Annotated in this window: 16 protein-coding genes and 2 pseudogenes; 8 read left to right on the forward strand and 10 right to left on the reverse strand. The window is 69.6% G+C overall.

Translation table 11 applies throughout. The features are described from left to right. Positions 1–54: 54 nt before the first annotated feature. On the forward strand, positions 55–1,041 hold the full coding sequence (locus OG488_RS38195) for an aldo/keto reductase (RefSeq protein ID WP_329238171.1): 987 nt from the start codon (positions 55–57) through the stop codon (positions 1,039–1,041). A 406-nt stretch (positions 1,042–1,447) separates the two neighbouring features. On the opposite strand, the gene OG488_RS38200 is transcribed toward OG488_RS38195, so the two are convergent. From OG488_RS38200 to OG488_RS38230, 7 genes and pseudogenes are all read right to left on the reverse strand, one after another. Then, the gene (locus OG488_RS38200; RefSeq protein WP_329238174.1) at positions 1,448–1,867 is read right to left on the reverse strand and encodes a hypothetical protein; all 420 of its coding nucleotides are present in this window, start codon (positions 1,865–1,867) and stop codon (positions 1,448–1,450) included. 897 nt (positions 1,868–2,764) lie between these two features. After that, positions 2,765–3,052: a chaplin family protein gene (locus OG488_RS38205; protein WP_329238177.1), complete on the reverse strand. Its 288-nt coding sequence runs from the start codon at positions 3,050–3,052 to the stop codon at positions 2,765–2,767. Positions 3,053–3,545: 493 nt separating this feature from the next. Continuing rightward, complete coding sequence (locus OG488_RS38210) at positions 3,546–4,043, reverse strand: hypothetical protein (protein WP_329238180.1); 498 nt, start codon at positions 4,041–4,043, stop codon at positions 3,546–3,548. A gap of 620 nt (positions 4,044–4,663) precedes the next feature. Continuing rightward, positions 4,664–5,031, reverse strand: a pseudogene (locus OG488_RS38215) (TetR family transcriptional regulator); the annotation flags it as partial. After that, positions 5,028–5,267: pseudogene (locus OG488_RS38220) on the reverse strand (hypothetical protein); the annotation flags it as partial. The pseudogenes OG488_RS38220 and OG488_RS38215, both read right to left, overlap by 4 nt. Before the next feature lie 426 nt (positions 5,268–5,693). Further along, positions 5,694–6,788, reverse strand: a complete 1,095-nt coding sequence (locus OG488_RS38225; protein WP_329238182.1) for a lytic polysaccharide monooxygenase — start codon at positions 6,786–6,788, stop codon at positions 5,694–5,696. 247 nt (positions 6,789–7,035) lie between these two features. Further along, complete coding sequence (locus OG488_RS38230; RefSeq protein ID WP_329238185.1) at positions 7,036–8,169, reverse strand: GH12 family glycosyl hydrolase domain-containing protein; 1,134 nt, start codon at positions 8,167–8,169, stop codon at positions 7,036–7,038. Between the two features lie 337 nt (positions 8,170–8,506). Between OG488_RS38230 and OG488_RS38235 the strand changes: the two genes are divergently transcribed. The 3 genes from OG488_RS38235 (at position 8,507) to OG488_RS38245 (ending at position 10,394) form a co-directional block, all read left to right on the forward strand. Then, complete coding sequence (locus OG488_RS38235) at positions 8,507–8,845, forward strand: hypothetical protein (protein ID WP_329238188.1); 339 nt, start codon at positions 8,507–8,509, stop codon at positions 8,843–8,845. A 205-nt stretch (positions 8,846–9,050) separates the two neighbouring features. Continuing rightward, positions 9,051–10,049 (forward strand): alpha/beta hydrolase, encoded by a 999-nt coding sequence (locus OG488_RS38240; RefSeq protein ID WP_329238191.1) that lies wholly within the window; start codon positions 9,051–9,053, stop codon positions 10,047–10,049. A 93-nt stretch (positions 10,050–10,142) separates the two neighbouring features. Further along, positions 10,143–10,394 carry a hypothetical protein gene (locus tag OG488_RS38245; RefSeq protein ID WP_329238194.1) on the forward strand — a complete coding sequence of 84 codons (252 nt, stop codon included), beginning with the start codon at positions 10,143–10,145 and terminating at the stop codon, positions 10,392–10,394. Between the two features lie 2,078 nt (positions 10,395–12,472). On the opposite strand, the gene OG488_RS38250 is transcribed toward OG488_RS38245, so the two are convergent. Further along, complete coding sequence (locus tag OG488_RS38250) at positions 12,473–13,213, reverse strand: hypothetical protein (protein WP_329238196.1); 741 nt, start codon at positions 13,211–13,213, stop codon at positions 12,473–12,475. Positions 13,214–13,612: 399 nt separating this feature from the next. Between OG488_RS38250 and OG488_RS38255 the strand changes: the two genes are divergently transcribed. Genes OG488_RS38255 through OG488_RS38265 form a run of 3 tightly spaced genes read left to right on the forward strand, consistent with a single transcriptional unit; the run spans position 13,613 to position 18,060 of the window. Beyond that, positions 13,613–15,313, forward strand: a complete 1,701-nt coding sequence (locus tag OG488_RS38255; protein ID WP_329238199.1) for a glycoside hydrolase family 13 protein — start codon at positions 13,613–13,615, stop codon at positions 15,311–15,313. A 57-nt stretch (positions 15,314–15,370) separates the two neighbouring features. Continuing rightward, positions 15,371–16,369, forward strand: a complete 999-nt coding sequence (locus OG488_RS38260; protein ID WP_329238201.1) for a TIGR03885 family FMN-dependent LLM class oxidoreductase — start codon at positions 15,371–15,373, stop codon at positions 16,367–16,369. Continuing rightward, complete coding sequence (locus tag OG488_RS38265) at positions 16,366–18,060, forward strand: alpha-amylase family protein (protein ID WP_329238203.1); 1,695 nt, start codon at positions 16,366–16,368, stop codon at positions 18,058–18,060. Before OG488_RS38260 ends, OG488_RS38265 begins: the two co-directional genes overlap by 4 nt. A 71-nt stretch (positions 18,061–18,131) precedes the next feature. On the opposite strand, the gene OG488_RS38270 is transcribed toward OG488_RS38265, so the two are convergent. Both OG488_RS38270 and OG488_RS38275 read right to left on the reverse strand, forming a co-directional pair. Further along, a complete protein-coding gene (locus OG488_RS38270; protein WP_329238205.1) occupies positions 18,132–18,731 on the reverse strand; it encodes a snapalysin family zinc-dependent metalloprotease in 600 nt (199 codons plus the stop codon). Between the two features lie 704 nt (positions 18,732–19,435). Next, on the reverse strand, positions 19,436–20,206 hold the full coding sequence (locus OG488_RS38275) for a GNAT family N-acetyltransferase (RefSeq protein WP_329238208.1): 771 nt from the start codon (positions 20,204–20,206) through the stop codon (positions 19,436–19,438). A 1,439-nt stretch (positions 20,207–21,645) separates the two neighbouring features. On the opposite strand from OG488_RS38275, the gene OG488_RS38280 reads away from it, so the two are divergent. Next, a complete protein-coding gene (locus tag OG488_RS38280) occupies positions 21,646–21,984 on the forward strand; it encodes a helix-turn-helix domain-containing protein (RefSeq protein WP_329238211.1) in 339 nt (112 codons plus the stop codon). The last annotated feature ends 31 nt before the right edge of the window (positions 21,985–22,015 follow it).

The following is a 22,015-nucleotide window of genomic DNA, read 5'->3' on the forward strand; positions in this document are numbered from 1 at the left end:
ATGCAGACTCACCTTCGAGCCCGGACGACCGGGCCGAAGGGGAGGAAGAACACCATGAAGTACCGCACCATAGGCACCGACCCCGCCCACCGGCGCGAGGTGAGCGTGCTCGCGCTCGGCGCGATGCTGTTCGGTTCGCTCACCGACGAGAAGACCTCTTTCGACCTTCTCGACCGCTACGCCGAAGCGGGCGGGAACTTCGTCGACACGTCCGACAACTACGCCTTCTGGACCGACGGGGGACAGGGCGGCCACAGCGAGACCGTCCTCGGCCGGTGGCGGCGCAGCCGGGGCGTCGGTGACGAGATCGTCATCGCCACCAAGCTCGGCGCCCGCCCCCTGGCTCCCGGAACCGGCTTCGTCGACAACCCGGAGGGCCTGTCGGCCAAGGTGATCCGCGAAGCCGCCGAGGCCAGCCGGGAACGACTCGGCGTCGACAGACTGGACCTGCTGTACGCACACATCGACGACCACTCCGTACCGCAGCAGGAGACCGTCGAGGGGTTCGGCGCACTCGTCGCGGAGGGCACGGTCGGACTCCTCGGCGTCAGCAACCAGGCGATGTGGCGGGTCGAACGGGCCCGGGCGCTGGCCGCGGCGGCCGGACTGCCCGGATACGAGGTGCTCCAGTACCAGCACAGCCACCTGCGCCCCCGGTTCGACGTGCCGAGCGACCTCTTCCCGGACGGGAGCCTCGGCCACGCCGGCCCCGAACTGCTCGGCTACCTGCGGGCCGAGCCCGCCCTGACCCTGGTCGCCTACTCCCCGCTGCTCGCCGGCGCGTACGTACGCGAGGACAAGCCTCTGCCGCCGGACTACGACCACCCGGGCACCCCGGCCCGGCTCGCCGAGTTGCGTTCCGTCGCCCGGGAGACCGGCGCCACCGTCAACCAGGTCGTCCTCGCCTGGCAGATGGGCGGCGAGCTGCCGGTCGTCCCGCTGGCCGGGGCGTCGTCCCTGGTGCAACTGGAGGAGAACCTGGCCGCGGTGGACCTGGAGCTGACAGACGATCAGCGAGCCCGGCTCGACGCCGTCCACTGACGGTCCACGCGGCGGATCGAGGGCTCCACCGCCGGAGCCAGAACGGCTGACCTTTCCGTTGCCGGAGGACAGGAACCGATCACCCGACTGCGCGGTCGGACCGGCGCGATCAGAAGCCACAGACGGACAGGCAGTGGTGCTGCAGACGCGGCGCGGCTCGATGTACCAGCCGCGCTTCCCCGATCTGGTTGCCGCGGCCGCCCCAGCTGCTCCGGGGCCTGATCCACGACGGCGAACTGGCCGTACTCGAAGTCCTCCTCCTGGGCCGCTTCCATGCGATCGGGCATACGTGCGGCTCCGCCGAGACATGACCGCAGCCGACGTGCCCATCTTCGGAGACGGCATACAGCCCCACATCGGGCGAAATCCCCAGCACCGCAAACGGGCGTCCGGCAGCCGGTCCCTGTCAGACCGGAAGTGCTGGTTCGCCAGGGCACCGGACTGTGCCTGGACCGCTCCGCAGAAGGAGGTCCTCGTAGTGGTGGTGGCGGCGGGTGGTGGTGCGGTGGTGGAGAAGAGCGGCCGCGCGGGCGGGGTATCCGGATTCGATGAGGGCGCGGGCCAGGGTGTCTTGGATGATCTCTCGTTCCACGCGTACTCCTCCGATGCGTTCGGCCTGGTCGCCGAGGGCGGCGAGCGTGTCAGCCGCGGCGCGGGGGCGGCCGGCTGTGAGGTGGGCCAGTGCCCGGAGGACGGGGGCCAGGACCTCGTGATAGTCGGGGCGCGGGTCGGCGGCAGCCCGGCCGGCCAGTTGTTCCAGGTCCTCGGTCGCGGCCTCCACGGCGAGGGCCAGGGCCAGGTTGAAGGTGTGGAAGACTTCCGCCATCCCCCCGGCGCTTCCAGCAGCTCCCCTACGTGATCCGGGTCGCTGCGGCCGGCCGGCTCCTGTCCGACGAGCATCAGGCGCCAGTTCGTCGCCGCCCGCATGCCCACGTCCTCACGCCGCAACGCCGAATCGGCCCGGTGGCGGGCATCAGCGAAGTCTCCGCAGGCGATGGACTGCAGAGCGGCGTGCCAGTTCAGATGCCCCGACTGCACCGCTTGGGAGTCGTCCGCCAGCCACTCGTCCAGCATCCGGGTGGATGCCGGGCCCGCACCGAGTTCGTGCTCGGCATGGGCCAGGGCATGCACGGCCACTCCTGAGCGGCGGTTGAGGGACAGCGCCTGTTCGGCGAGCCGGCGCGCTTCGCGCACCCTGCCCTGCTCCGCCCTGGCCGAGGCGAGGCAGCTCGTCCACGGCCAGCTGTCCGGCCCCGCAAGCGTGGCCTGCTGTTCCACCAGTGCGTCTCCGTGTGCGCGGTAGGCGGCGTCTCCGCTGGCGGGGAAGGCGTCGAGCATGAGTGCCGCGACCTCGTCGGCGGGCCAGCGCTCGAAGTGCGCCACCAGGTGATCTGCGGTCAGCCGGTACTGGCGGTGGGTGTGCAGGTACACCCCGTACACCAGACTCGCTTCCCGCTCACCGGCGCTCTGCGCGTCTCGGTGGGCGGTGACCAACTGTTGCTTGAGGAGCGTGTCGTTCATCCGTTCGGATGTCGCGAGAGTCAGGAGGCCTCGAGCCAGACCGCAACCGGGATCCTCGGCCACCCACCTCCGCAGCAGGGGCAGCGTCTCCCCGCTGAGGGCCAGAAACTCTGCCACCGCCCGCTCACCGACCGGCACGTCAGCCGCCACCGCGCCCGTCACCGTCCCGGGCCCACCATCGCCGGTCCGCCCGCAGTGCGCATCAGTATGCGGCCCTGAACAGAGCCGTGCAGATGATTCCGCTGTTGCCGCAGTGATTGCGCGTCAGGCTCAGAGGCAGCCCGGCATGGTTACCACCGCCCAGGCCGCTCCCGGCAACCGTGGCACCTTCGGCGCGCGCACCGCCCTGGTTCGCACACGTGTTGCCGAAGGCCGCGTTCCCGATCCCGACGACGTTCGCCTCAGCAGTCCCGGAGGGAAGCAGCGCCGCCCCGGCGACCGCCCCCAGCACCACGGCCCGCACACCACTGCTCCGCGTTTCCCTGCTCATCGTCAACTCCTGTATCCGGGGATGGAGCCTGCCCTGTCTGGCATTAGCACCCGTCTCTTGATCAACGACCGGACCCGGCACCCGACACGACCCACGTCAACCACGCACACGGGCCCCGTCATCTGTCAGGAATCGGTCTGCTTACCCCCACCGCCTCAAGGCGCGATCTCCCTGCTCGCCCAGGTCGGTCAACGAGACGATGACGGGGAACTGTTCAGCCAGCTCGGGCCGACCGACTCCGGGTTCGTCCTGTGTAACCTGTGCCGGCAATCCTCGAAACTGTTCGACACTGTGCTGCCAAGGCCCGCCGCCGCATCGCCTCACCCCCGGCAGCTTCGGCGGCTTCGCGGGCGAACCACAGTTCGGCGAAGCCCCGTGAAGTCACAAGCTTGCGGACGTGGCTGTCACCGCCCCAGGCGGGCGACGTCTGCGGAGACACCGGGCCCGCCCGCACGCAGAGACACTGATGGTTAGCCCCTGCGGGGCAAGGCGCTCAGTCGTCGGCGATCTGGAGGGCCAGCGTGAAGTGCTCGCCATCCGTCCCTGCGAGCAGACTGTCGAACAGTGGGGTGAGTCCATTCACAGCGCCGCATTCGCTGTCGTGGTTGGTCCACCATGTGGCCGCTGGTCCGAGCAGGGAGACCACCCGGGCCGCCGTGCGCTCGGCGGTCTCGACAGGCAGGTGTCGGTGGCTCGGCCAGACCAGGTCGACGGTTGCGACCTGGGCCAGGAGCGAGGCAGCTGCGTGCGTCTCCACCGCTTCCAGAGCGGCGCAGACCTCCGGAACAGACGGTGGGGCGTACTTGGGCAGGAAGCGCCGCCAGGCCTCGTCCGCCGTGGCCGAGGCCAGAAGCATGCGGATTCGGGCTGCCAACTGCGGCAGGTCGGGTTCCGGCTCGGTGAACCGCCCCGCCGCTACGAAGACCCGCATCGGCGTGGACAGTTCTGCCATGCCGGCTTCCAGCTCGGCCAGGACCCCCACGGACGTCATAGCGTGATTCTGCCGTACGCCCCGCCCGTTCCTCGCTCGGGTTCATCCGAGGCGCCTGGTGCCGCGTGTGACTGAGCGCGACAGTTGCCCCAGTAGACAGATGCAATGCATAAGAAGGCGGACGGGTGCACGAGCGACTGGTCGAGGGATGCCGGTCGTCGTTCAGGGCAGTGGGGCCCAGGGGGCGTCACATGGTTCGGGCTCTTCCGAGTGGAGTATGCGGTGGACGCAGCGCAGGAGCCCTGGTTCGCCGCAGCCGGCGGCGGTCATCCAGGGCACCGTGTCCATGGCGCGAGCGCGCTCTTGGGTGCCCAGGGCGTCGACCGTGGTGTGCAGGGCGTCGGGGACGGGTTCGTTGGTGAGGCAGAGCCAGCCGATCGCAGCGGCAAGGCGACTCCGGGGGCCTGTGTCCGGTCCTGCCACAGCGCCCGGACCCATGCGGCGTCCGGCCTGTGCGGGTAGGCGCGGGTGCTCTCTGCGGTGGCGAGGACCAAGGCAGCCAGGGCCACGAGATCCTGTTCCTTGTCGAAGTCGAATCGGATGGCGAAGGCGCGTTCGACCGTGTGGTCGGGGTCGGCCGCGGTGGCGAGAGCGTAGGAGGCGGCCGCAGCACGGGCCGGCCCGGCGGAGGTCGCGGCCGCGAGGGCGGGCGCGGTCTGGCCGGCGGCCAGCAGCTGGCCGAGGGCGGCCCCCGGGCCGACGGCCCGTTCCTCGGCGTGCATCGCGCGGGCGAAGGTCAGGAGGACGTGAGGGAGTCCAGGGCGGCGAATCGCTCGCGGAAGCGGGAGACGCGCCTTTCGGCGCCGTGGACGCGGGCAGCGGCGAGGAGCTCGTCGACGGAACCGAAGTGGTAGAAGATCAGTGCCTGGTTGACCCCGGCAGCGGTCGCGATCGAGCGGGCCGAGGTCGTGGCGATGCCCTGTTCGGCCAGGGTGCGCAGCGCCCCTTCGAGGAGTTCGAGACGAGTGGCCCCGCCGGACGCGCTCACGCGCGGGCCTCCTCGCGGACGGGCCGCAGGCCGGAGCGGAGTCCGCTGCCGACTGCGTCGAGGTACCCGGCGGTGAAGGAGCCCGCGTAGCCGAAGAGGAAGCGGACATGCCGGTCGGTCACCCGCCTCCGGATCCGGAAGCGCCCGTGCTCTCGTCGAACGACTCGCGGACCTCGGCCGTCGAACGGCTCGCGGACCTCGGCTTCGCCTCCGATCAGTGACGGAACGCGAACGTCGACTGCGACGTGCAGTTCAAGAGCCAGGCACGCTACGACGGCCGAGGCGCAGGCCCTCAAGACAGGGGCCGAGCGAGCGGAGGGCCAGGCCGGTGCATCCAGGGCTCCCGTGTCGGTGGCGCAACGCCGTTTCCGGTTCGCAGCGACGACCGCACCACCTGGGAGTTCAGCGGAGAGATCCACTTCGGTGAGCGCGCGCACCCCGGCAGTCTCACCGCGGGCGACCCGAAGGTCGTGCGCAGTATCGCAACCGGCGACCTCACCCCTCGGGAAGGCACGTACGGGGTCCACCAGGAGCTTCACGCACGTTGACCGGCGGCAGCGGCTGTGCCGCCCGCATGCCGCCGCCACGGTGGGCCTGTCAGCAGGGAAGCACGACAGCGCCGGCCCCCGGAAGGCGGGAGCCGGCGCTGCCTCCGTCAGCGGCTACGGGTTGACGCAGCCGATCGAGCCGACCGGGAGGTTGTTGCCGGTCGATGTCGCTGTGAATCCGAAGGTGACGCTTCCGTCCGGTGGGATGGACCGGTTGTAGTCGAGACTCCTGACCGTGACCGTGCCGTCGGACCCGGAGGTCAGCGCGCCGTTCCACACACTGCTGACCTTGGCTCCGGCGCCGGGCGTCCACTTCACCGCCCAGCCGTCACGCGCCGTCGTGCCGTGGTTCATGACCTCGACGGACCCCTGGAATCCACCGCTCCAGTAGTTGGTCACCTGGTAGACGGCCATGCACCCGCTGTGCGGGTCGGTCGGCGTGGGGGTCGGGTCCGGGGTCGGCGTGGGCGTCGGGTTCGGGGTGCTGCCCGAGCCCCGGATGCCGGTGACCTCGCCGTTGCCGCCGTCGAAGACGACGTCGGAGCAGGAGAAGAAGTTCTCCTGGCTGTCCGAGCGCACCCACTGGATGAACATCACCGCGTCACCCGAGCGGCCCGAGGGCAGGGCCAGATCCCAGTAGTAGTGGCCGCCGTCCGTGCCCGGGGAGCCCGTCTGGGGCGGGTTGGTGACGGTCTCGATCAGGTCCAGGTCGTCCCAGCCCAGCTCGGTGCTGGGCGAGTAGCCGGGCTTGGACAGGTACACCCGGAAGGAGCCCGGGTGCGCGGCCCAGTTGCTGTGCTTGACCTGGATCGTCCGGCCGGCCGTCAGGTGAGTCCGGGGCCAGTCGGAGCGGGCGGCGTTGTATCCGGTGAAATTGTACGGCGACCGGTCGCCGGCGCTGCACAGCTTTCCGTCCGGGACGTAACCGGCCCCTCGTCCGCCCGCGTTGGAGTCGAGCACGGCGAACCAGTTGTACAGCGCCGTCGAGCCGCTCTCGCTGAGCGCGGCCTTGCACGCCGGGTTGGTCGGGTCCAGGGAACCGGTGCTGGTCCTGGCGTCCAGCCAGCAGAGGTAGGTACGCGAGCCCGGAGTCATCGTCACGCCGTGAGCCTGGGCGTTGCCCTGGCCCAGCAGGGTCAGGGCGATTCCGCCGAGCAGGGTGGCGAACACCGCCGCCAGGGAAACAAGTTGTCTCTTGCGTCGAGCCATGGTGTCTCCTGTGCCTGTGTGGGGACTTCTTCCGATTGCGCCTGTCTCCTTCTGTCACCGTCCGGTGAGGGAACTCTCGCCCTGTGGGGAAGGCGTCGCCTTGACGGGCGAGGGATCTGGGGATGCCGTGCACGGACCGGGGAGGCGGTGGGCCCGGGGCGGCTCGGCGGCGAGGCGAGCGGGGAGCGCGGGGCCCGCCCTGTACGTGCGGGACGGTGAGAGGGCGGGCCGTGGTCGTGCGCCGGACTCAGGCGCAGCGGGCGCCGTTGAGGCTGAATCCGGACGGCTGCGAGAACGTGCCGCTGTAGGTTCCCTGGAAACCGAACGTCTGGCTGGCTCCGGCCGCTATCCGGGCGCTGTGCGCGAGGCCGGTCGCCGTCACCGCTCCGGACGCTCCGCTGACGGTGGCGTTCCACGCGTTGGTGACGCGTTGCCCGGAGGGCAGGGTGAAGGACAGCTTCCAGGAGTCGACGGGCATCGAACCGGTGTTGGCGACCGTGACGTCGGCGGTGAAGCCGCCGGTCCAGACGTTCGTCGCGTAGGTGACCTTGCAGGCCGTCACCGGGTCCCCGGGCCCACCCGGATCGCCGGTGCCCGGAGTCCCGAGGTTCACGGCCGAGGAGAAGGAGTTCACCGCGAGCCCGGCACCGTTCTGCCATGGCTCGAAGCCGGCCTGGACGCTGGTGAGATACCAGTTGTTCTGGGCCATGCCGCGGGAGACGGTGTTCCGGACGAAGTCCATGACGTCGAAGCTCCACCCGGCGACGGCCGACGGGGCGACGAAGGAGATGACGTCGTTGGAGCCGTTGCTGCCCGTCCACACCTGCCAGGTGCGCCCACCCACGGAGGCGGTGCCGACCTGCGAGCCGATCGGCTGGATCGGGCCGACCTTGTTGAACCAGATCATGATCTCGGTGCGGCTCACCCCGTCCTTCTTGGGCGTGGGGTCCAGCCAGATGTCGTACGACGCGTTGTACACGGCGTCGCCGACATAGCCGTAGGAGATGCTGCTGGGGGCGCTGGCGATACCGCTGACCTGCGCCGGGAGGTTCGTCCCGGGCGAACAGTTGGTGTAGTGACAGCCGTTGAAGACCGAGGGATAGGACTTCGGGGCGCCGTTCGTGGGGACGGAGCCGTCGGCCTGGGTCACCCTGAAGCCGCTGTCGGTAGCGGTGACGCACTGGGGGGCGCTGGTGCCCCAGCGGTTGTTCTGGACCACGTAGCGGCCCTGGATCGTCGTCGAGCCGTACTGTTCGCAGATCAGGGTGTCCGCGTGGGCCGCCGGAGCAGCGGCCAGGAAGGCCGCCACGGTGGCGAGAGCGAGGAGCAGCGCGCCGAGCAGGCTGCGCGAGGTTCTGGGGCCGTGCGGTGACGCTCGCATGCGGGGCCTCTCCAGGAGGGATGACCGGGTGGGGCGATCAGGGAATCGGGAGCGCCCAGCCGTCGTGAACTGGGAGCGCTCCCACCCGAGGTTCGTAGGGGACTGTAGGAGCGTCGATGTGTCCCTGACAACCTATCGGGACGGAATGCGGCAAACGGATTCCGAAGGGGCAGGTCAGGGGCAGTGGTTGAGCCGCGCGACTTTGGGAGCGCTCCCCATGCGTGCCGCCCTGGGAGCTGCGGCGCCTCCACACCGAGCCGGTCCGCCGGCCACCGGCCGGGTGCGCGAGGGCGGTTCAGGCCGACTCGCGCACCACCGGCCGGGTCCGCAGGATCACATGGCGCCAGGCGCCCTCCGGCTGGCCCATCGCCTCCGGCAGCAGCCTCCCGGCCGCCCCCTGATCACCGACCTGACCATCAAAGAGGCAGCCGCCGAGGCCGCAGCGCACCACGCGGCACTCGCAGCCGAAGCCCGGATGCGCCCTCCCCTGACCGGAATCTGGCCCCGAACACTGACTGACGCCTATCAGAGCCTGATGGACCGCACCTACGCGGCCATGCCCGAGGGATACGTCCCTCCGCCGGACTTCTCCCCTCTGGCCTACGAAGGCAGCGGTCCCGCCCTCGCGGAACTGGCCGCCGCCTACCTCAACCGCTGCGACGCCCACATCGGGTGAAGTGACTGCGTCCGCGATGCGGTGTGCGGCCCGAAGGCATCAGCCTCCTGCTGCGTCCGAAGACTGTGGAGGCCGGCGCCACTACCGGCGACACGCCATCCCCGGGGCTTCCCGGGGCCGTCTGCCGCGAGGGATCTATGCGTACTCCGCGTACGGCGTGAGCTGTGGGTTAAAGGTCGGCGAGACTCTGGCCGATTACTCGGTCATGTCGCGCACACGCCGTACCGTTCTCACGGCTGGGGCCCTTCTGGGTGCCGGGGCCCTGCTGGGCGCCGCCGCTCCGACCGGCGATACCGGCAGAGTTCTCGCGGAACGCCGCCTGAACGACCGGTTGGTCGAACTGACCATGGACTCCCCGGCCCTCGGCGGCCGGAGCACGGTGGCGCTGCTGACGCCACGCGGCTGGGATCGGCGCCGCCCCGGCGACCGCTGGCCCACGCTCTATCTGTTCGCGGGCGGAGACGGCGACCATACGACCTGGACAAGCCTGTTCAAAGTGCAGGACCTGGCGGAACTGCGTGATGTCCTGGTGGTGATGCCGGCCATGCCACTCTTCGGCTTCTGGACCGACTGGTGGAACCACGGCAAGGGCGGCGCGCCCCAGGTGCGTACCTATTTCCTCCGAGAGGTCCTGCCCCTGGTGGAAAAGGCTTACGGCGCCGGGCCCGAAAGAGCGGCGGCCGGCGAGTCCCAGGGCGGATTCGGCGCCCTGGGACTCGCCGCCCGTGTCTCGGGACTGTTCAGCGCCGTCGCCGCTTTCGGGGCACCCGTACACCCGGTCCGGCACTCGGAGATGTGGCTTTCAGGTGCCAGGTTCGTCGGAGTGGACAGCTACGCGATCTTCGGCGATCCGTGGAAGCAGTGGAAGACGTGGCTCGACTGGGATCCGTACCATCACGCCCAGGGCCTACGCCACACGCCCGTCTACCTCGCCTCCGGTGACGGAACGCCCGGTCCCCTCGACGGCGACGAGCCCGACCCCCACATCCCGGGCACCGAGAAATGGGTCGCGCTCGCCGACAAGGGCGTCGTATCCGTCACCGAGGCCGTATGTGGCGAGGAGACACGGATGCTCAGCGACCGTCTCACAGCTCTGGGTGCACCCGTGACCACCCACATCTATCCAGGCGGGCACACCGGCACCTACGGCTACAGAGAACTGCGCCACGCACTGCCGATGCTCACCGCGGCGCTACACCGGTGACGGGAGAGCTGGAGAAGAGGCCGCTACCGCACACAAGGGAAGGATCCGCGGGGCCGGCGCCCCGCGCCTCGGCAAGTGGATCCGGAATCTCACGTGTGTGAGGCGGTGGGCATCGGCGGCTGCTCCGGAGGGGTGACGGCGGACAGCGCGGTACCGCGGTGGAAGTCGACCGAGCGCACCGTCGACGTCGCGGTGTTCTTCGGTGGCCTGGGCGCGCCGGGGGAGGACGGGGCGTGGGCCGACGGGGTGGCCGAGGCGGTCTCGTTCGTCGACGCGATGCGGGACGAGGGTGTGGGTGCCCCCAGGTTCTGCTCCTGGGCCGCTACGACACCACCGGCCGCCTAACCATGGTGGGCAAGACCACCCTGCTGAGACCCGGCACGGCCCGCGAGCTCGCCGACCACCTCACCGCAGCCGGCCCCGACCACCCATGGCCGGCATCCGCTTCACCGCATCCTCGTCGCGGAGATCGGCGCCGACGTGTTACAGGAGACCGCGGCGTGTGGCGCCACCCGCTGCGCTACGAACGGCTCCGCCTGGACGTGGCCGAAGCCGATGTTCTGCTGCTCGGTGAGAGGCGGTAACTGCACAGTGCCGAGCGCGCCCGCCCCGATGTCCTCGGCCACAGCTCGCGTGAGGGAGGCGGCGTACCGGGACGGCTCAGTCCTCGCGTCCAGAGTGCCGTCGAGCGGAGGTGTTCAGGGATCCCGGAAAGTTCCCTTCGCCGTAGACACCGGCGTTCCGGGCCTGACCTGCGTTTCTGCGCCAGGGCGCAAAGGCCTCGCTGGTCGTGCTCGCGTCAGCGATGCTCGTTCTCAAGCGGCGCACGCGGTGCGCTACGGGGCCGAGTACGACGGCGACGTAGGGCACCCATGCTGGCGGCACGCCAGGTGCGTTCGATCCTGAGACCTTCTAGGGGGATGCGTTGCGAAAGCGTTCAATTGCCGCCATCGGGCTTGCTGCAGTTGCCTTTACCTTGGGGGGCGGGACTGCGGCTCAGGCTCATGACACCAAATTCCAATGGTATGCCTGCGGCGCTGTTGCGCAGAACTGTGGGACCGCCTACATAAGTAACAGCCACCGAACTCTGAAGGTGTGCGACGAAGAGGCGGACGGGCTGGGGTTCCGGACGGCGTACCAGCGGTCCGACGGTAAGAGCGGGATTATCAGCGACGGTAACGGAGCTTCGGCCGGATGCGGCTCGGGTACTGCTCCGACTGGTGTGGTCATCACCAAAGTGCGCCTCATCCAGCAGAATGGAGACCTGACCATCTATCTCGGTAGCTGGCACACCGTCTGAGCCTGGGCCGGGCGCGAGGGTTCTGTGAAGGAGCGGCCAGAGGGGCTCTTACCGAACAGGTGGTGCCGGACGGCGCCAGGGCGACCAGGAGGCGTTGGCGGCCTCAGGTAGCTCTCTGCCAGACCGTTATTCCGGGCGCCGGGCGCCGGGCGCCGGGCGGGCAATCGGGCCGCACTCGGCGCAATCAATCAGGTGGAAGCCGGGCTCCGGCGTCAGCCTCGATGGAGAACGGCTCGAACTCGGGATCCGTCGGACTGCGGTAGTCGAACTTGCCGGTGCCTGAGCGCGCCCAAGGCCCGCACCAACCATGGTGCGGGCCTTGGGCGTACTCGTACGGGTTGGGCAGCGCCTGAGCCGCATGCACTGGCCTCAGCACGCTGTGGTCCTCACCGGACGGTCCCGGCCTCCTGACCCGCCACACGTGCATGTGGGAGACCCGCCGCGCAGGACAGTAACCGTGGCGTCATCACCCCACCGACCGCAGCCCGCTCGCGGCGGCGGGTGGCCGATGTCATCGGCGCCCACGACGTGATCGTCCTTCCTCGAGGTACGCGTCCTGCCCCGACCGTGAGATCGCGACGGTGCACGTCGCTCTCGGTGAGATCGACATCTTCCCGGACACCGACTGCAGGATCGTGCTCCCCGGGCCCCGGAGGCGAAGAGAAGGGTGTTGCGGTGAGCCCCGAGCAGAGCGAGGCGGTTCGGCGCGAGTGCTGTCTGGGGTTCCTCTTCGGTTTCCCTCACCTCCTCATCGCTCTGGACGGGGTGATCCGGCAATCGAGTGGGTGCTGCCCGTCGACGCGGACTGCCTTGAGGGCGTCGACCGGGACATGAACCGCGCCCGGCTGCGCCCTTGGGCTGGTCGCTCGCCGGGCGCCGGCCCCTCCCGCACAAGCAGCTGCCCGAGCCCGAGCCCGAGCAGATGAAGAGCCCTGGCTTCGTCCAGCGATTCCAGCCCATCGCCGCGCGCCTGCGCACAGCACCGGCCGCCCGTCCCCCTGACAGGCGCTGACCTCGGGGCGGGCCGGAACCGCGCAAGCGGGACCCGGGATCAGCAACCCCGCTGCTGCGGTGACTCCTATGACGCCCGTCATGATGAAGGTCCATGCGAGGGGCACGCCTATCACGACGTACCGGCCGACGATCCGGGCCGCGGTGTCCTGAGCAGGAGGGGCAGAAGGTGCTGGCGCGGATTGTTCGGCGGGGCGGTCCTTCTTGCCGGGGGTCTTGGCAGCGGTCGGGGAGGTTCGGGCGGGAGTGACGGCACCAGGGATCTTGTCGGGGCCGCTGGAGCCCCGGTCACAGCCGTCCCTTTGAGGCGGGCCGCGCGTCGGGCGAGGGTGGCGTCGACGCTGGTGTCCATGAGCGACACCGCCGGAGTCGTGCTGTCGAGCAGCTTCGTGTTCTGCGCACGCAGCACACTGACTTCCCGGAGCAGCATGGCTGCTTGTTCGGTCTGCTCGGTGAGTTCGGCTTCAGGCTGCCGGGTGTACTTCTGCGTCTGGCGGAGCTGGTCGCGCTGGCAGGCGGCCAACTCGGCCAGTTCACTTTCCCTGCTTTCCGAGGCCTGGGCTCGCTCACGTGCCTGGAACAACTCCTGGAAGAGGCCGGCGGCCTCTTCCTCGACCGCTGCCAGCCGCCTCCCGCTCAAGTCCTGCGCCTGCTTGAGCTCCGTGAGTTCCTCACGGAGCTGCGCGAGCTGCACCGAGGGCGATCCGCTCGCCCGGTGGCTGTCACCGCACAGTTCGATCAGCCGCTCGCACTCCGCGGCGGTCAGCGGATGGCCCTGGTCGGCGAGGACCTCACGGAGTCGGGCCACGAAGAACCGCTCGACCAGGCGCTCGCCGCTCAGGTGCCGAGACATCGCCGCACGGGACACGTAGCAGTTCGACGCGAGGGCGGCCTGGGTCCGGGCCGCCGTCCCTGCACGGCTTGGGTGCCTCACGAAGTGCGGCCGCGTAGACCGTGGCCGCCGATTGTGGCCCCCCGTTCATGCCCCGCCCCGTTCCCCGAGCAAGCGGCGCCCGCGGGGCCGTGTGGAGCAACACGTGTGGCCTGCGGGCACCCCGCGACGAAAGGGCACGCGGCGCGGTCGGCGGCACCGAGAAGGCGCCGGCCGGTGCGTGCGGGGACGGGCCCAGCGGGTCGGTTCGTCCCGGGGGAGTCGGGGCGCCCGGCCGACGGTGCCGCCCTGACCGGTATGACCTCAGCCCCCGGGGAAAGGAGACTGACATTCCCCACCCCGGGCGAGAGGAGTCCACCGATGGCAGCCGACGACATGGAGCACGCCGAGGAAGCGTGGTGGCGGTCCGCGGTGGTCTACCAGGTCTATCCGCGCAGCTTCGCCGACTCCGACGGTGACGGCGTCGGCGACCTGGACGGCCTCACCGGACGCCTGGACCATCTGTCCGGGCTCGGCGTCGACGTGCTCTGGCTGTCACCCGTCAACCCGTCCCCGCAGGCCGACAACGGGTACGACATCAGCGACTACCAGGACATCGACCCCGTCTTCGGTGACCTGGCGGCCTTCGACCGGCTGCTGGGCGCCGTGCACGAGCGCGGGATGAAACTCGTCATGGACCTGGTCGTCAACCACACCTCCGACGAGCATCCGTGGTTCCAGGAGTCACGCGACCCGGCGAGCCCGAAGCGCGACTGGTACTGGTGGCGTCCGCCATGTGAGGGACGCGAACCCAACAACTGGGGCTCCTTCTTCTCCGGTTCCGCCTGGGAGCTGGACGCGGCGAGCGACGCGTACTACCTCCATCTCTTCTCGCCGAAGCAGCCCGACCTCAACTGGGAGAACCCTCGGATGCGTCGGGCCGTGTACGCGATGATGCGCTGGTGGCTGGACCGGGGAGTGGACGGCTTCCGGATGGACGTCGTCAACCTCATCTCCAAGGACCCCGCCCTGCCCGACGGCGAGGTGCACGGACAGGGGCCGTACGGTGACGGCTCGCCCTACTTCGTCTGCGGACCCCGCATACACGACTACCTCCAGGAGATGCACCGCGAGGTGATCGCCCGCTACCCGGGCCGGCTGCTGACCGTCGGGGAGATGCCCGGGGTGACGGTCGAGCAGGCCCGCCTGTTCACCGACCCGGTGCGTGCCGAGCTCGACATGGTCTTCCAGTTCGAGCACGTGGGGCTCGACCACGGGCGGGGCAAGTTCGATCCCCGCCCGCTGCGGCTCACCGACCTCAAGGCCTCGCTCGGCCGCTGGCAGTCCGGCCTCGCCGACGTCGGGTGGAACAGCCTGTACTGGAACAACCACGACCAGCCCCGGGTGGTCTCCCGGTTCGGTGACGACCGACCGAGCCACCGGACCCGGTCCGCGACGATGCTCGCGACCGTGCTCCACCTGCACCGGGGCACGCCGTACGTCTACCAGGGCGAGGAACTCGGCATGGCCAACGCGCCCTTGCGTACCATCGAGGACTTCAGGGACATCGAGTCCCTGAACCACTACACGGAGGCACTGCGCGCGGGGGCGGAACCCGAAGACGTCCTCCCGGGACTACGGGCGATGGGCCGCGACAACGCCCGTACACCCATGCAGTGGGACGCGTCCCCGCATGCGGGGTTCACCACAGGCACCCCGTGGATCCCCGTCAACCCGGACCACACCGAGGTCAACGCCGAAGCGGCCCTCGCGGATCCCGACTCCGTCTACCACCACTACCGTCGGCTGATCGCCCTCCGGCACCAGGAACCGGCCGTCGTGCACGGCGACTTCACGATGCTGCTGCCGGACGACGAGCGGATCTACGCGTTCACCCGCCGGTACGGCCGCACGGTGCTCCTGGTCGTCGGGAACTTCACCGGCGACACGGCCTCCGCCGTGATGCCCGCCGGATGGGACGACGCCGAACTCGTCATGGGCAACGGTCCGTCGGTCCCCCCGCGGTCCGGCCGCCTGGTGCTCGCCCCGTGGGAGGCGCGGGTGCACCGGCGCGACGACTGAGCCGAGCGGGCGGGGACGGCGACCGATGATCCCTCTTGTGCCGGGTACGCGGATCCCATGACCGTCTATGGATTCCACGCCTCCCATGAACAAGTACCTCCCGCCGACCTGCTGGCAGCCGTCGTGCGCGCGGAAGGCGCGGGCTTCACCGCCGCGATGTGCTCGGACCACTTCTCACCGTGGAGCGTCAGGCAGGGGGAGTCCGGCTTCGCCTGGTCCTGGCTCGGCGCGGCGCTCCAGGCCACCGACAGGATCCCCTTCGGAGTGGTGAACGCCCCGGGCCAGCGCTACCATCCGGCGGTCGTCGCGCAGGCGATCGGCAGCCTCGCCGCGATGTACCCAGGCCGCTTCTGGGCGGCGCTGGGAAGCGGTGAGGCGTCCAACGAGCACATAACCGGCGACCGTTGGCCGCGTAAGGACGTCCGGAACGCGAGGCTGCGCGAGTGCGTCGACATCATCCGGGCGCTGCTGCGCGGCGAGGAGGTGAGCCACGACGGGCTGGTGACCGTGGACCGGGCCAGGTTGTGGACCCGTCCGGAGACGGTGCCACCGTTGGTGGGGGCCGCGTGCAGCGAGGCGACCGCGCGGTGGTGCGCGGAGTGGGCGGACGGCCTGATCACGGTGAACGCGCCGCGCGAGACACTGCGCCGGATCGTGGACGCCTACCGTTCGGCGGGCGGCGTCGGCCGGCTGCACCTCCAGGTGCACCTCAGCTGGGCCGCCGACCTGGAAACCGCCCAGGAACTCGCCCACGACCAGTGGCGTACCAACGTGCACGGGCCTCCGGCGAGCTGGGACCTCGACTCTGCCGAGCTGTTCGACAACGTCAGCGAGCACGTCTCCCCGGACAGGGTCGCGGAGTCCGTCAACATCTCCGACGATCTCGGCCGGCACGCGGCCTGGCTCCAGGACTACGCCGACCTCGGCTTCGACGCCGTCATGCTGCATCATGTCGGCAAGGAGCAGAGTGCCTTCATCGACGCGTTCGGCGCGAAGGTGCTGCCGCAGCTGGATGTCACCCGGCCCCCGGCCGCGGTCGCGGAGGGTGTCCGATGAGGCTGACCCGCACCTCCGACCTGTGGTGGAAGAACGCGGTCGTCTACTGCCTGGACGTGGAGACGTACCAGGACTCCGACGGCGACGGCACCGGCGACTTCGCGGGCCTGACCCAGCGGATCGACCACCTGGTGCGCCTCGGCGTCACCTGCGTGTGGCTGATGCCGTTCTACCCGACGCGGGAGCGCGACGACGGCTACGACATCACCGACTTCTACGCCGTCGATCCCCGGCTCGGCACGCTGGGCGACTTCACCGAGTTCGTGCGCACCGCCCGCGACCGGGGCATCCGGGTCATCGCCGACCTGGTCGTCAACCACACCTCCGACCAGCATCCGTGGTTCCAGGACGCCCGCTCCAGCCGCACGTCGAAGCACCGCGACTGGTACGTCTGGTGCGACAGCCCGCCGGAGGACGGCCCCGAGGGTGTGGTCTTCCCCGACGTCGAGAACAGCGTCTGGGAGTACGACGAGACCACCGAGCAGTACTACCTGCACCGGTTCTACAAGCAGCAGCCCGACCTCAACGTCGCCAACCCGGCGGTCCGTGACGAGATAGCGCGCATCATGGGCTTCTGGACGCAGCTCGGACTGTCGGGGTTCCGGGTCGACGCGGTGCCGTTCCTGCTGGAGACCGACGGCCAGGAGGACGCGGACCAGCTGCCCGACCCGCACGAGTACCTCGCCGACCTGCGGGCCTTCCTCGGACGTCGCAGCGGTGACGCGGTGCTGCTGGGCGAGGTGAACCTGCCCTACCCGGACACCGCGAAGTTCTTCGGCGACTCGGAGTCCTCCCGCGGTGACGAGCTGACCATGTGCTTCGACTTCATCGGTATGCAGCAGATGTACCTGTCGATGGCGCGGGGCGAGGCGGCCCCTCTGGCGGCGGCTCTCCGGGAGCGCCCCGCGGCGCCCCGAGACGCGCACTGGGCCACGTTCGTCCGCAACCACGACGAGCTCACGCTCGACAAACTCGACGACGACGAGCGCGCCGAGGTCTTCGCCGCCTTCGGCCCCGACAAGGACATGCAGCTCTACGACCGGGGCCTGCGCCGCCGCCTGCCGCCGATGGTCGACGGCGACCGGCGGCGCGTGGACCTGGCGTACAGCCTGCTCTTCTCCCTGCCCGGCACACCGGTGCTGTTCTACGGCGAGGAGATCGGCATGGGCGAGAACCTCGCCGCCGAGGGCCGGCAGGCTGTCCGCACCCCGATGCAGTGGACGTCCGACAAGAGTGGCGGTTTCACCGCGGGGGAGGGAGTGGAGCTGCCCAATCCCGTCGTGACGGGTGCGTTCGGCCCGACCAAGGTCAACGCGCACGACCAGGCGCACGACCCGGCTTCGCCGCTGGGACGGATGCGGACGCTGATCGAACGCTACCGGGAGACCCCCGAGCTGGCCTGGGGCGACTACCGGGTCATCGACGCGGACGATCCGGGCGTGCTGGTCCACCTCAGTTCGCTGGAGGGCGGCGCGGTGCTCGTGCTGCACAATTTCTCCGAGCGGTCCGTCACCGCCTCCGTCGAGGTCCCGGGACTGAGGGGCGGCCGGCTGCTCACCGATGTCTTCACCGGTGACACCCTCAAGTCGGCGGCCGCCGGCCTCGTCGATGTCGCGCTGGACCCGTACGGCTACCGGTGGCTGAGGGTCAACACCCCCCTTGACGACCCGGATCGGGCGACAGCGGTGTGATCCGACGCGCGCGAGGTGTCCGGCCGCACGAAGTGGGCCGGACACCTCACGCGCGATGGTCGTCCCGCCGGCTAAGGCGCGTCGACCAGAGTGCGGCCGTCGGCGGGAACGAGCGAGGCGAGGCCACCGGCGTAGGCGGACTCGACGCGGGATCGTTCAGTCGCGTTCGGAACCGCGTTCGTGCAACTGGTGCCCGCGGCCGATCCTGACATCAGCTGGGAGCACGGGCCGGGCTTGGTGTCGGGCAGGCCCAGGCTGTGCCCCATCTCGTGAGTGGCGATGCGGGTCTTGTCATAGCCCTGGGACACCGCCTGGCTGCCGAGTTCGACACGCACCTGGCCACCCGGGCGCACCGGTCCGAGTGTTGCCTGAGGCCAGCCACTGGTGGCGACGATCTGGATTTCTGCCCGGGTGCCGGGTGCGGCTTCGACGAGCCTGACGTTGCTGACGTTCCGGTTCCACGAGGCGACTCCGGCGGCGATCGCCGCTTCCCAGCCGCCTGCGCGGCTGTCGTCGTAGTGGAGTGTCACCACGGCAGCCACGCTTGTTACTGCGGTCAACTCCGGTGCGGGTGCGGGTGCGGGTGCGGGTGCGGCGTGGGCTGCTGTTGCTGTGGCCAGGGCGACCGCGAAGGCGGCGCCGGCCGCCTTCAGCCATGAGGAGTGCGGCATTGCTGTCCCTTCACTCGTGGGGGACTCGGCTCGCTCCGAACCGAGAGCGGAGAGGTGCCGCGACAGGCGGAGTGGCCGGGCGCAGGTTCTCCGGGGGCCTCAGAACTATGCCCATCGCTCCGCACTTATCATGCACCTGTCATTAAGAGAGGGCCGGAAAGGAGCGGTGCGGACCACTCGCGCTGTGTGAGACGCCGCTCATGACCACACGTGAAGGCGGCCCGTTCGGCCACACGCCCGACGAAGTCCCGACGATGCGGCGTTACCCTGCACGGACGATTCGTTCCGCCTCGCCTGACCCACCGCCTGACCCTGGCCGTAGCCCCACGCCCCGCCCCCTCGGCATGGTCTGCCGAGGGGGCGGGGCGTGACCTGTGCAGGTCTCCTGTGTGGTGGAGGACTACGGTGCGGGCTCGTACGTGACGGTGGTGCCGTTGCAGTTCTCGGCCGGGCCTGTTGTGGTTCGACCGGGCTGAGGGGGATCCCGCGGGATTGCGTGAGCGTGATGCAGTCCACTGCGATGGGACGACGCAGGCGTTCCAGGCGGGGCCGAGCAGACGTGAAGGCGTGGTCTGTCAGGCCGCCGGCTCCAGGCCGAGGGCGGCGAGCTTTGCTCTCCGTGTCTTGGGAATCGTGAGGAGCACACTGAGTTTCGCGTGGTGTTCTTGGTCGTCGACGACCACGGTTCACCTGAAGAAGGGTCATTACAGTCCGGTGCCGGAGGAGGTGCTGCCTGGCGCGCCCTCAATGTCTTGGGTGATGTCGATACTGAGCTGCGTACCCAGTTCCTCGAACCCCAGGGCTGCCGCGACGCGCCGGGAGGCAGGTGGGCGAGCGCGCCACTGTGGCAGCAGCCCGGCCGCGAGAGCGGCCGCTACCGCCGCCGAAGCGGTCAACCGGGCCAGCCCTCGCCCTCGCGCCTCGGGAGCGGTCAGCACGCTGATGTGGGCGGTTCGACTCGGCCAGATCTCGTATCCGGCTGCGGCAACTACTTGACCGTGCTCGCGGAACACGAATGCGGGTGAGCCGATCTCCTGCAGCGCGGCCTCGGCCGCGTCTTCATGGCTTGCCAGTCGTTCCAGACTCAGCAGGTCGGGATGACTGCCCGGCAGTTGTTCTCCCGTCAGTGCACCGTGCTCCACCGGGCGGAAGCCCGCCGTGGAGACATACGACAACGCTGCCGGACCGAGCACCCGAGCCACCGACAGCACTTCTCGGACCGCTTCGGCATCCGCGAAAGCTGCCACCGGCAGGGCCGCCAGCTCGTCCCGAACGACCAGAGCCGCATCCTTGCTCGGCGCGGTGGCGATCGCCGACCCGCCCAGAGTCACAACGCCGATCCAGCCGACCGGGCACAATCCCGATTCCGGCGAGACGGCCACGCTGACACCACCCACCGGCGGGAACGAAACCGGCACCCGGGCCAGGTCCTCCCACAGCTCTCGCGCTCTGACCAGTAACGGATTTATCGGCATGGTCCAGATCTTGCCAGCCCAAGCCCGCGGCCGGCCCGGAAAATTGTTCTGATGAGATCACCATGAAAGGGCCGAAAAGCGTCCTTGAGGGCAGACGTGCTGGGGTTCACGCCAGAAACCGGCCATCGCGCGGCGGTTGGCTCCGACCACCAGTGGATCGATGTCCGCTTCACCGCGTCCTGGACCAGTCGCACCCTGTTGGAGCCGGTCCTCGTCGACCCCGTCCTCGTCGCGGATATCGGCGCCGACGTGTCACAGGGCCACGGAGTGTGGCGCCCTCCGCTGCGCTATGAACGGCTCCGCCTCGACGCCGCCGAAGCGGACGTTCACTGCTGGAACGGCACGCGAGGGTGCACCGTGCCGCTACCTACCGTTGCGCCCGCCGGTAGGCGGTTGCGAGGCTGTCGCGGGTGGTGAGGGTGTCGGGGTGTTCGGTGCCGATGATGCGTTCTCGGTCGGCGAGGAAGGCTTCGAGGAGGGCGATGGCTCGTCGGTGCGCCCGGCATGCCTTCGGTTCCGCTTACCACTGAAAGCACTTTGCCGCCCTCGTCCTCATCGCAGCGGTTGAGGCCCCTCTTCTGCCCCTTGAACCGTTTTACACATCCGCCCCGCCTGGGCCGGGCGGATGTGGCCCCCCTGGGCCGGCGGCTGCGATCGGAGGTGGCGCGAACGACGTTCTGCTGTTGGCGCGGAGAACTCTGCTCCTGCTGGCGAGACGGGCGACTACCTAGCTGGAACGAGAGTGAAAATCTGTACTGGGCGGAGTAGACATTGGGTGGTGGTGTGGTTATGGTTTCTCTCGTAGCCAGAAGGACAGCAGGGCCGGGCAGAGACGAACTGCCCGGCAGCAGTACAGGTAGTTGCAGTTCGCAGGACGGTGCGGTGGTGGAGTTTCGAAGCCAGGTTTGTTGGGGCGACGGGACTGGCGACCGGGCCGGGCGGCCCGCAGTGATCAGGGGCCGCCATGAGCAGTAATGCAGTAGCAGTGATCAGGAAGTACCTCGGTGAAGGCGTCTGCTGCGGGCGCGCGCACCGGGAAGTTCGGCAGTGGGGTTCTGAGCCAGAGTGGATCGCAGGACGGGCGACGGGGCTGGCTGCCGGAGAGCGTGGCGCTGTCACAGGCCACCGAGTAGTACGCATCACAGTTCGCCGTACCAGCAGTAGCAGTAGTGATCCCAGAGGGATGAACGGAGGAACAGAGCGCCATCAGGATCGCCCGGACGCCACGCGAGTCCGGGTACCGCAGGACATCGATAGTGAGGTGGTCTCCGGTCAAGCAACCGCGATCCCCGCACCCCCGACCACAGCATTCAGGTCGGGTTCGCGGAAACAGAAGGCCGGCGCAGGACCAGGGCCGGCAGATGGTGTAGCAGTTCCTTCGGGGCCCCGGTGCCATTGGCGCCGGGGCCCCTCCAGCGTGTTCCACAAGAGAGGTGCAAGTGACAGCAGAGGTCTCCTTCGGCCGTCTCGACGACGACGACTACCCCGCCTACACCATGGGCCGAGCCGCAGACATGCTCGGTACCACCCAGGCCTTCCTCCGCGCCATCGGCGAAGCCCGCCTCATCACACCCCTACGCTCCCCGGGCGGCCACCGCCGCTACTCCCGCTACCAGCTGCGCATCGCCGCCCGCGCCCGTGAACTCGCCGACGGCGGTACCCCGATCGAGGCGGCCTGTCGCATCGTCATCCTTGAGGACCAGCTCGAGGAAGCGCAGCGCATCAACGCCGAACACCGCCGCACTGGCGAACCGACTGGACCAACAGCCGCGGTCTGACAGGGCTGTAACCCCGTCTTGCTGCCCTCCG

This window comes from Streptomyces sp. NBC_01460, from assembly GCF_036227405.1.
GTDB lineage: Bacteria > Actinomycetota > Actinomycetes > Streptomycetales > Streptomycetaceae > Streptomyces.

Bases quoted from the DNA above. Each gene is read 5' to 3' on its own strand.
- OG488_RS38225 (WP_329238182.1), bottom strand. From the start codon at position 6,788: ATGGCTCGACGCAAGAGACAACTTGTTTCCCTGGCGGCGGTGTTCGCC.
- OG488_RS38235 (WP_329238188.1), top strand. From the start codon at position 8,507: ATGGCGCCAGGCGCCCTCCGGCTGGCCCATCGCCTCCGGCAGCAGCCT.
- OG488_RS38210 (WP_329238180.1), bottom strand. From the start codon at position 4,043: ATGACGTCCGTGGGGGTCCTGGCCGAGCTGGAAGCCGGCATGGCAGAA.
- OG488_RS38265 (WP_329238203.1), top strand. From the start codon at position 16,366: ATGAGGCTGACCCGCACCTCCGACCTGTGGTGGAAGAACGCGGTCGTC.
- OG488_RS38270 (WP_329238205.1), bottom strand. From the start codon at position 18,731: ATGCCGCACTCCTCATGGCTGAAGGCGGCCGGCGCCGCCTTCGCGGTC.
- OG488_RS38275 (WP_329238208.1), bottom strand. From the start codon at position 20,206: ATGCCGATAAATCCGTTACTGGTCAGAGCGCGAGAGCTGTGGGAGGAC.
- OG488_RS38255 (WP_329238199.1), top strand. From the start codon at position 13,613: ATGGCAGCCGACGACATGGAGCACGCCGAGGAAGCGTGGTGGCGGTCC.
- OG488_RS38250 (WP_329238196.1), bottom strand. From the start codon at position 13,213: ATGTCTCGGCACCTGAGCGGCGAGCGCCTGGTCGAGCGGTTCTTCGTG.
- OG488_RS38230 (WP_329238185.1), bottom strand. From the start codon at position 8,169: ATGCGAGCGTCACCGCACGGCCCCAGAACCTCGCGCAGCCTGCTCGGC.
- OG488_RS38195 (WP_329238171.1), top strand. From the start codon at position 55: ATGAAGTACCGCACCATAGGCACCGACCCCGCCCACCGGCGCGAGGTG.
- OG488_RS38205 (WP_329238177.1), bottom strand. From the start codon at position 3,052: ATGAGCAGGGAAACGCGGAGCAGTGGTGTGCGGGCCGTGGTGCTGGGG.
- OG488_RS38240 (WP_329238191.1), top strand. From the start codon at position 9,051: ATGTCGCGCACACGCCGTACCGTTCTCACGGCTGGGGCCCTTCTGGGT.
- OG488_RS38200 (WP_329238174.1), bottom strand. From the start codon at position 1,867: ATGGCGGAAGTCTTCCACACCTTCAACCTGGCCCTGGCCCTCGCCGTG.
- OG488_RS38260 (WP_329238201.1), top strand. From the start codon at position 15,371: ATGACCGTCTATGGATTCCACGCCTCCCATGAACAAGTACCTCCCGCC.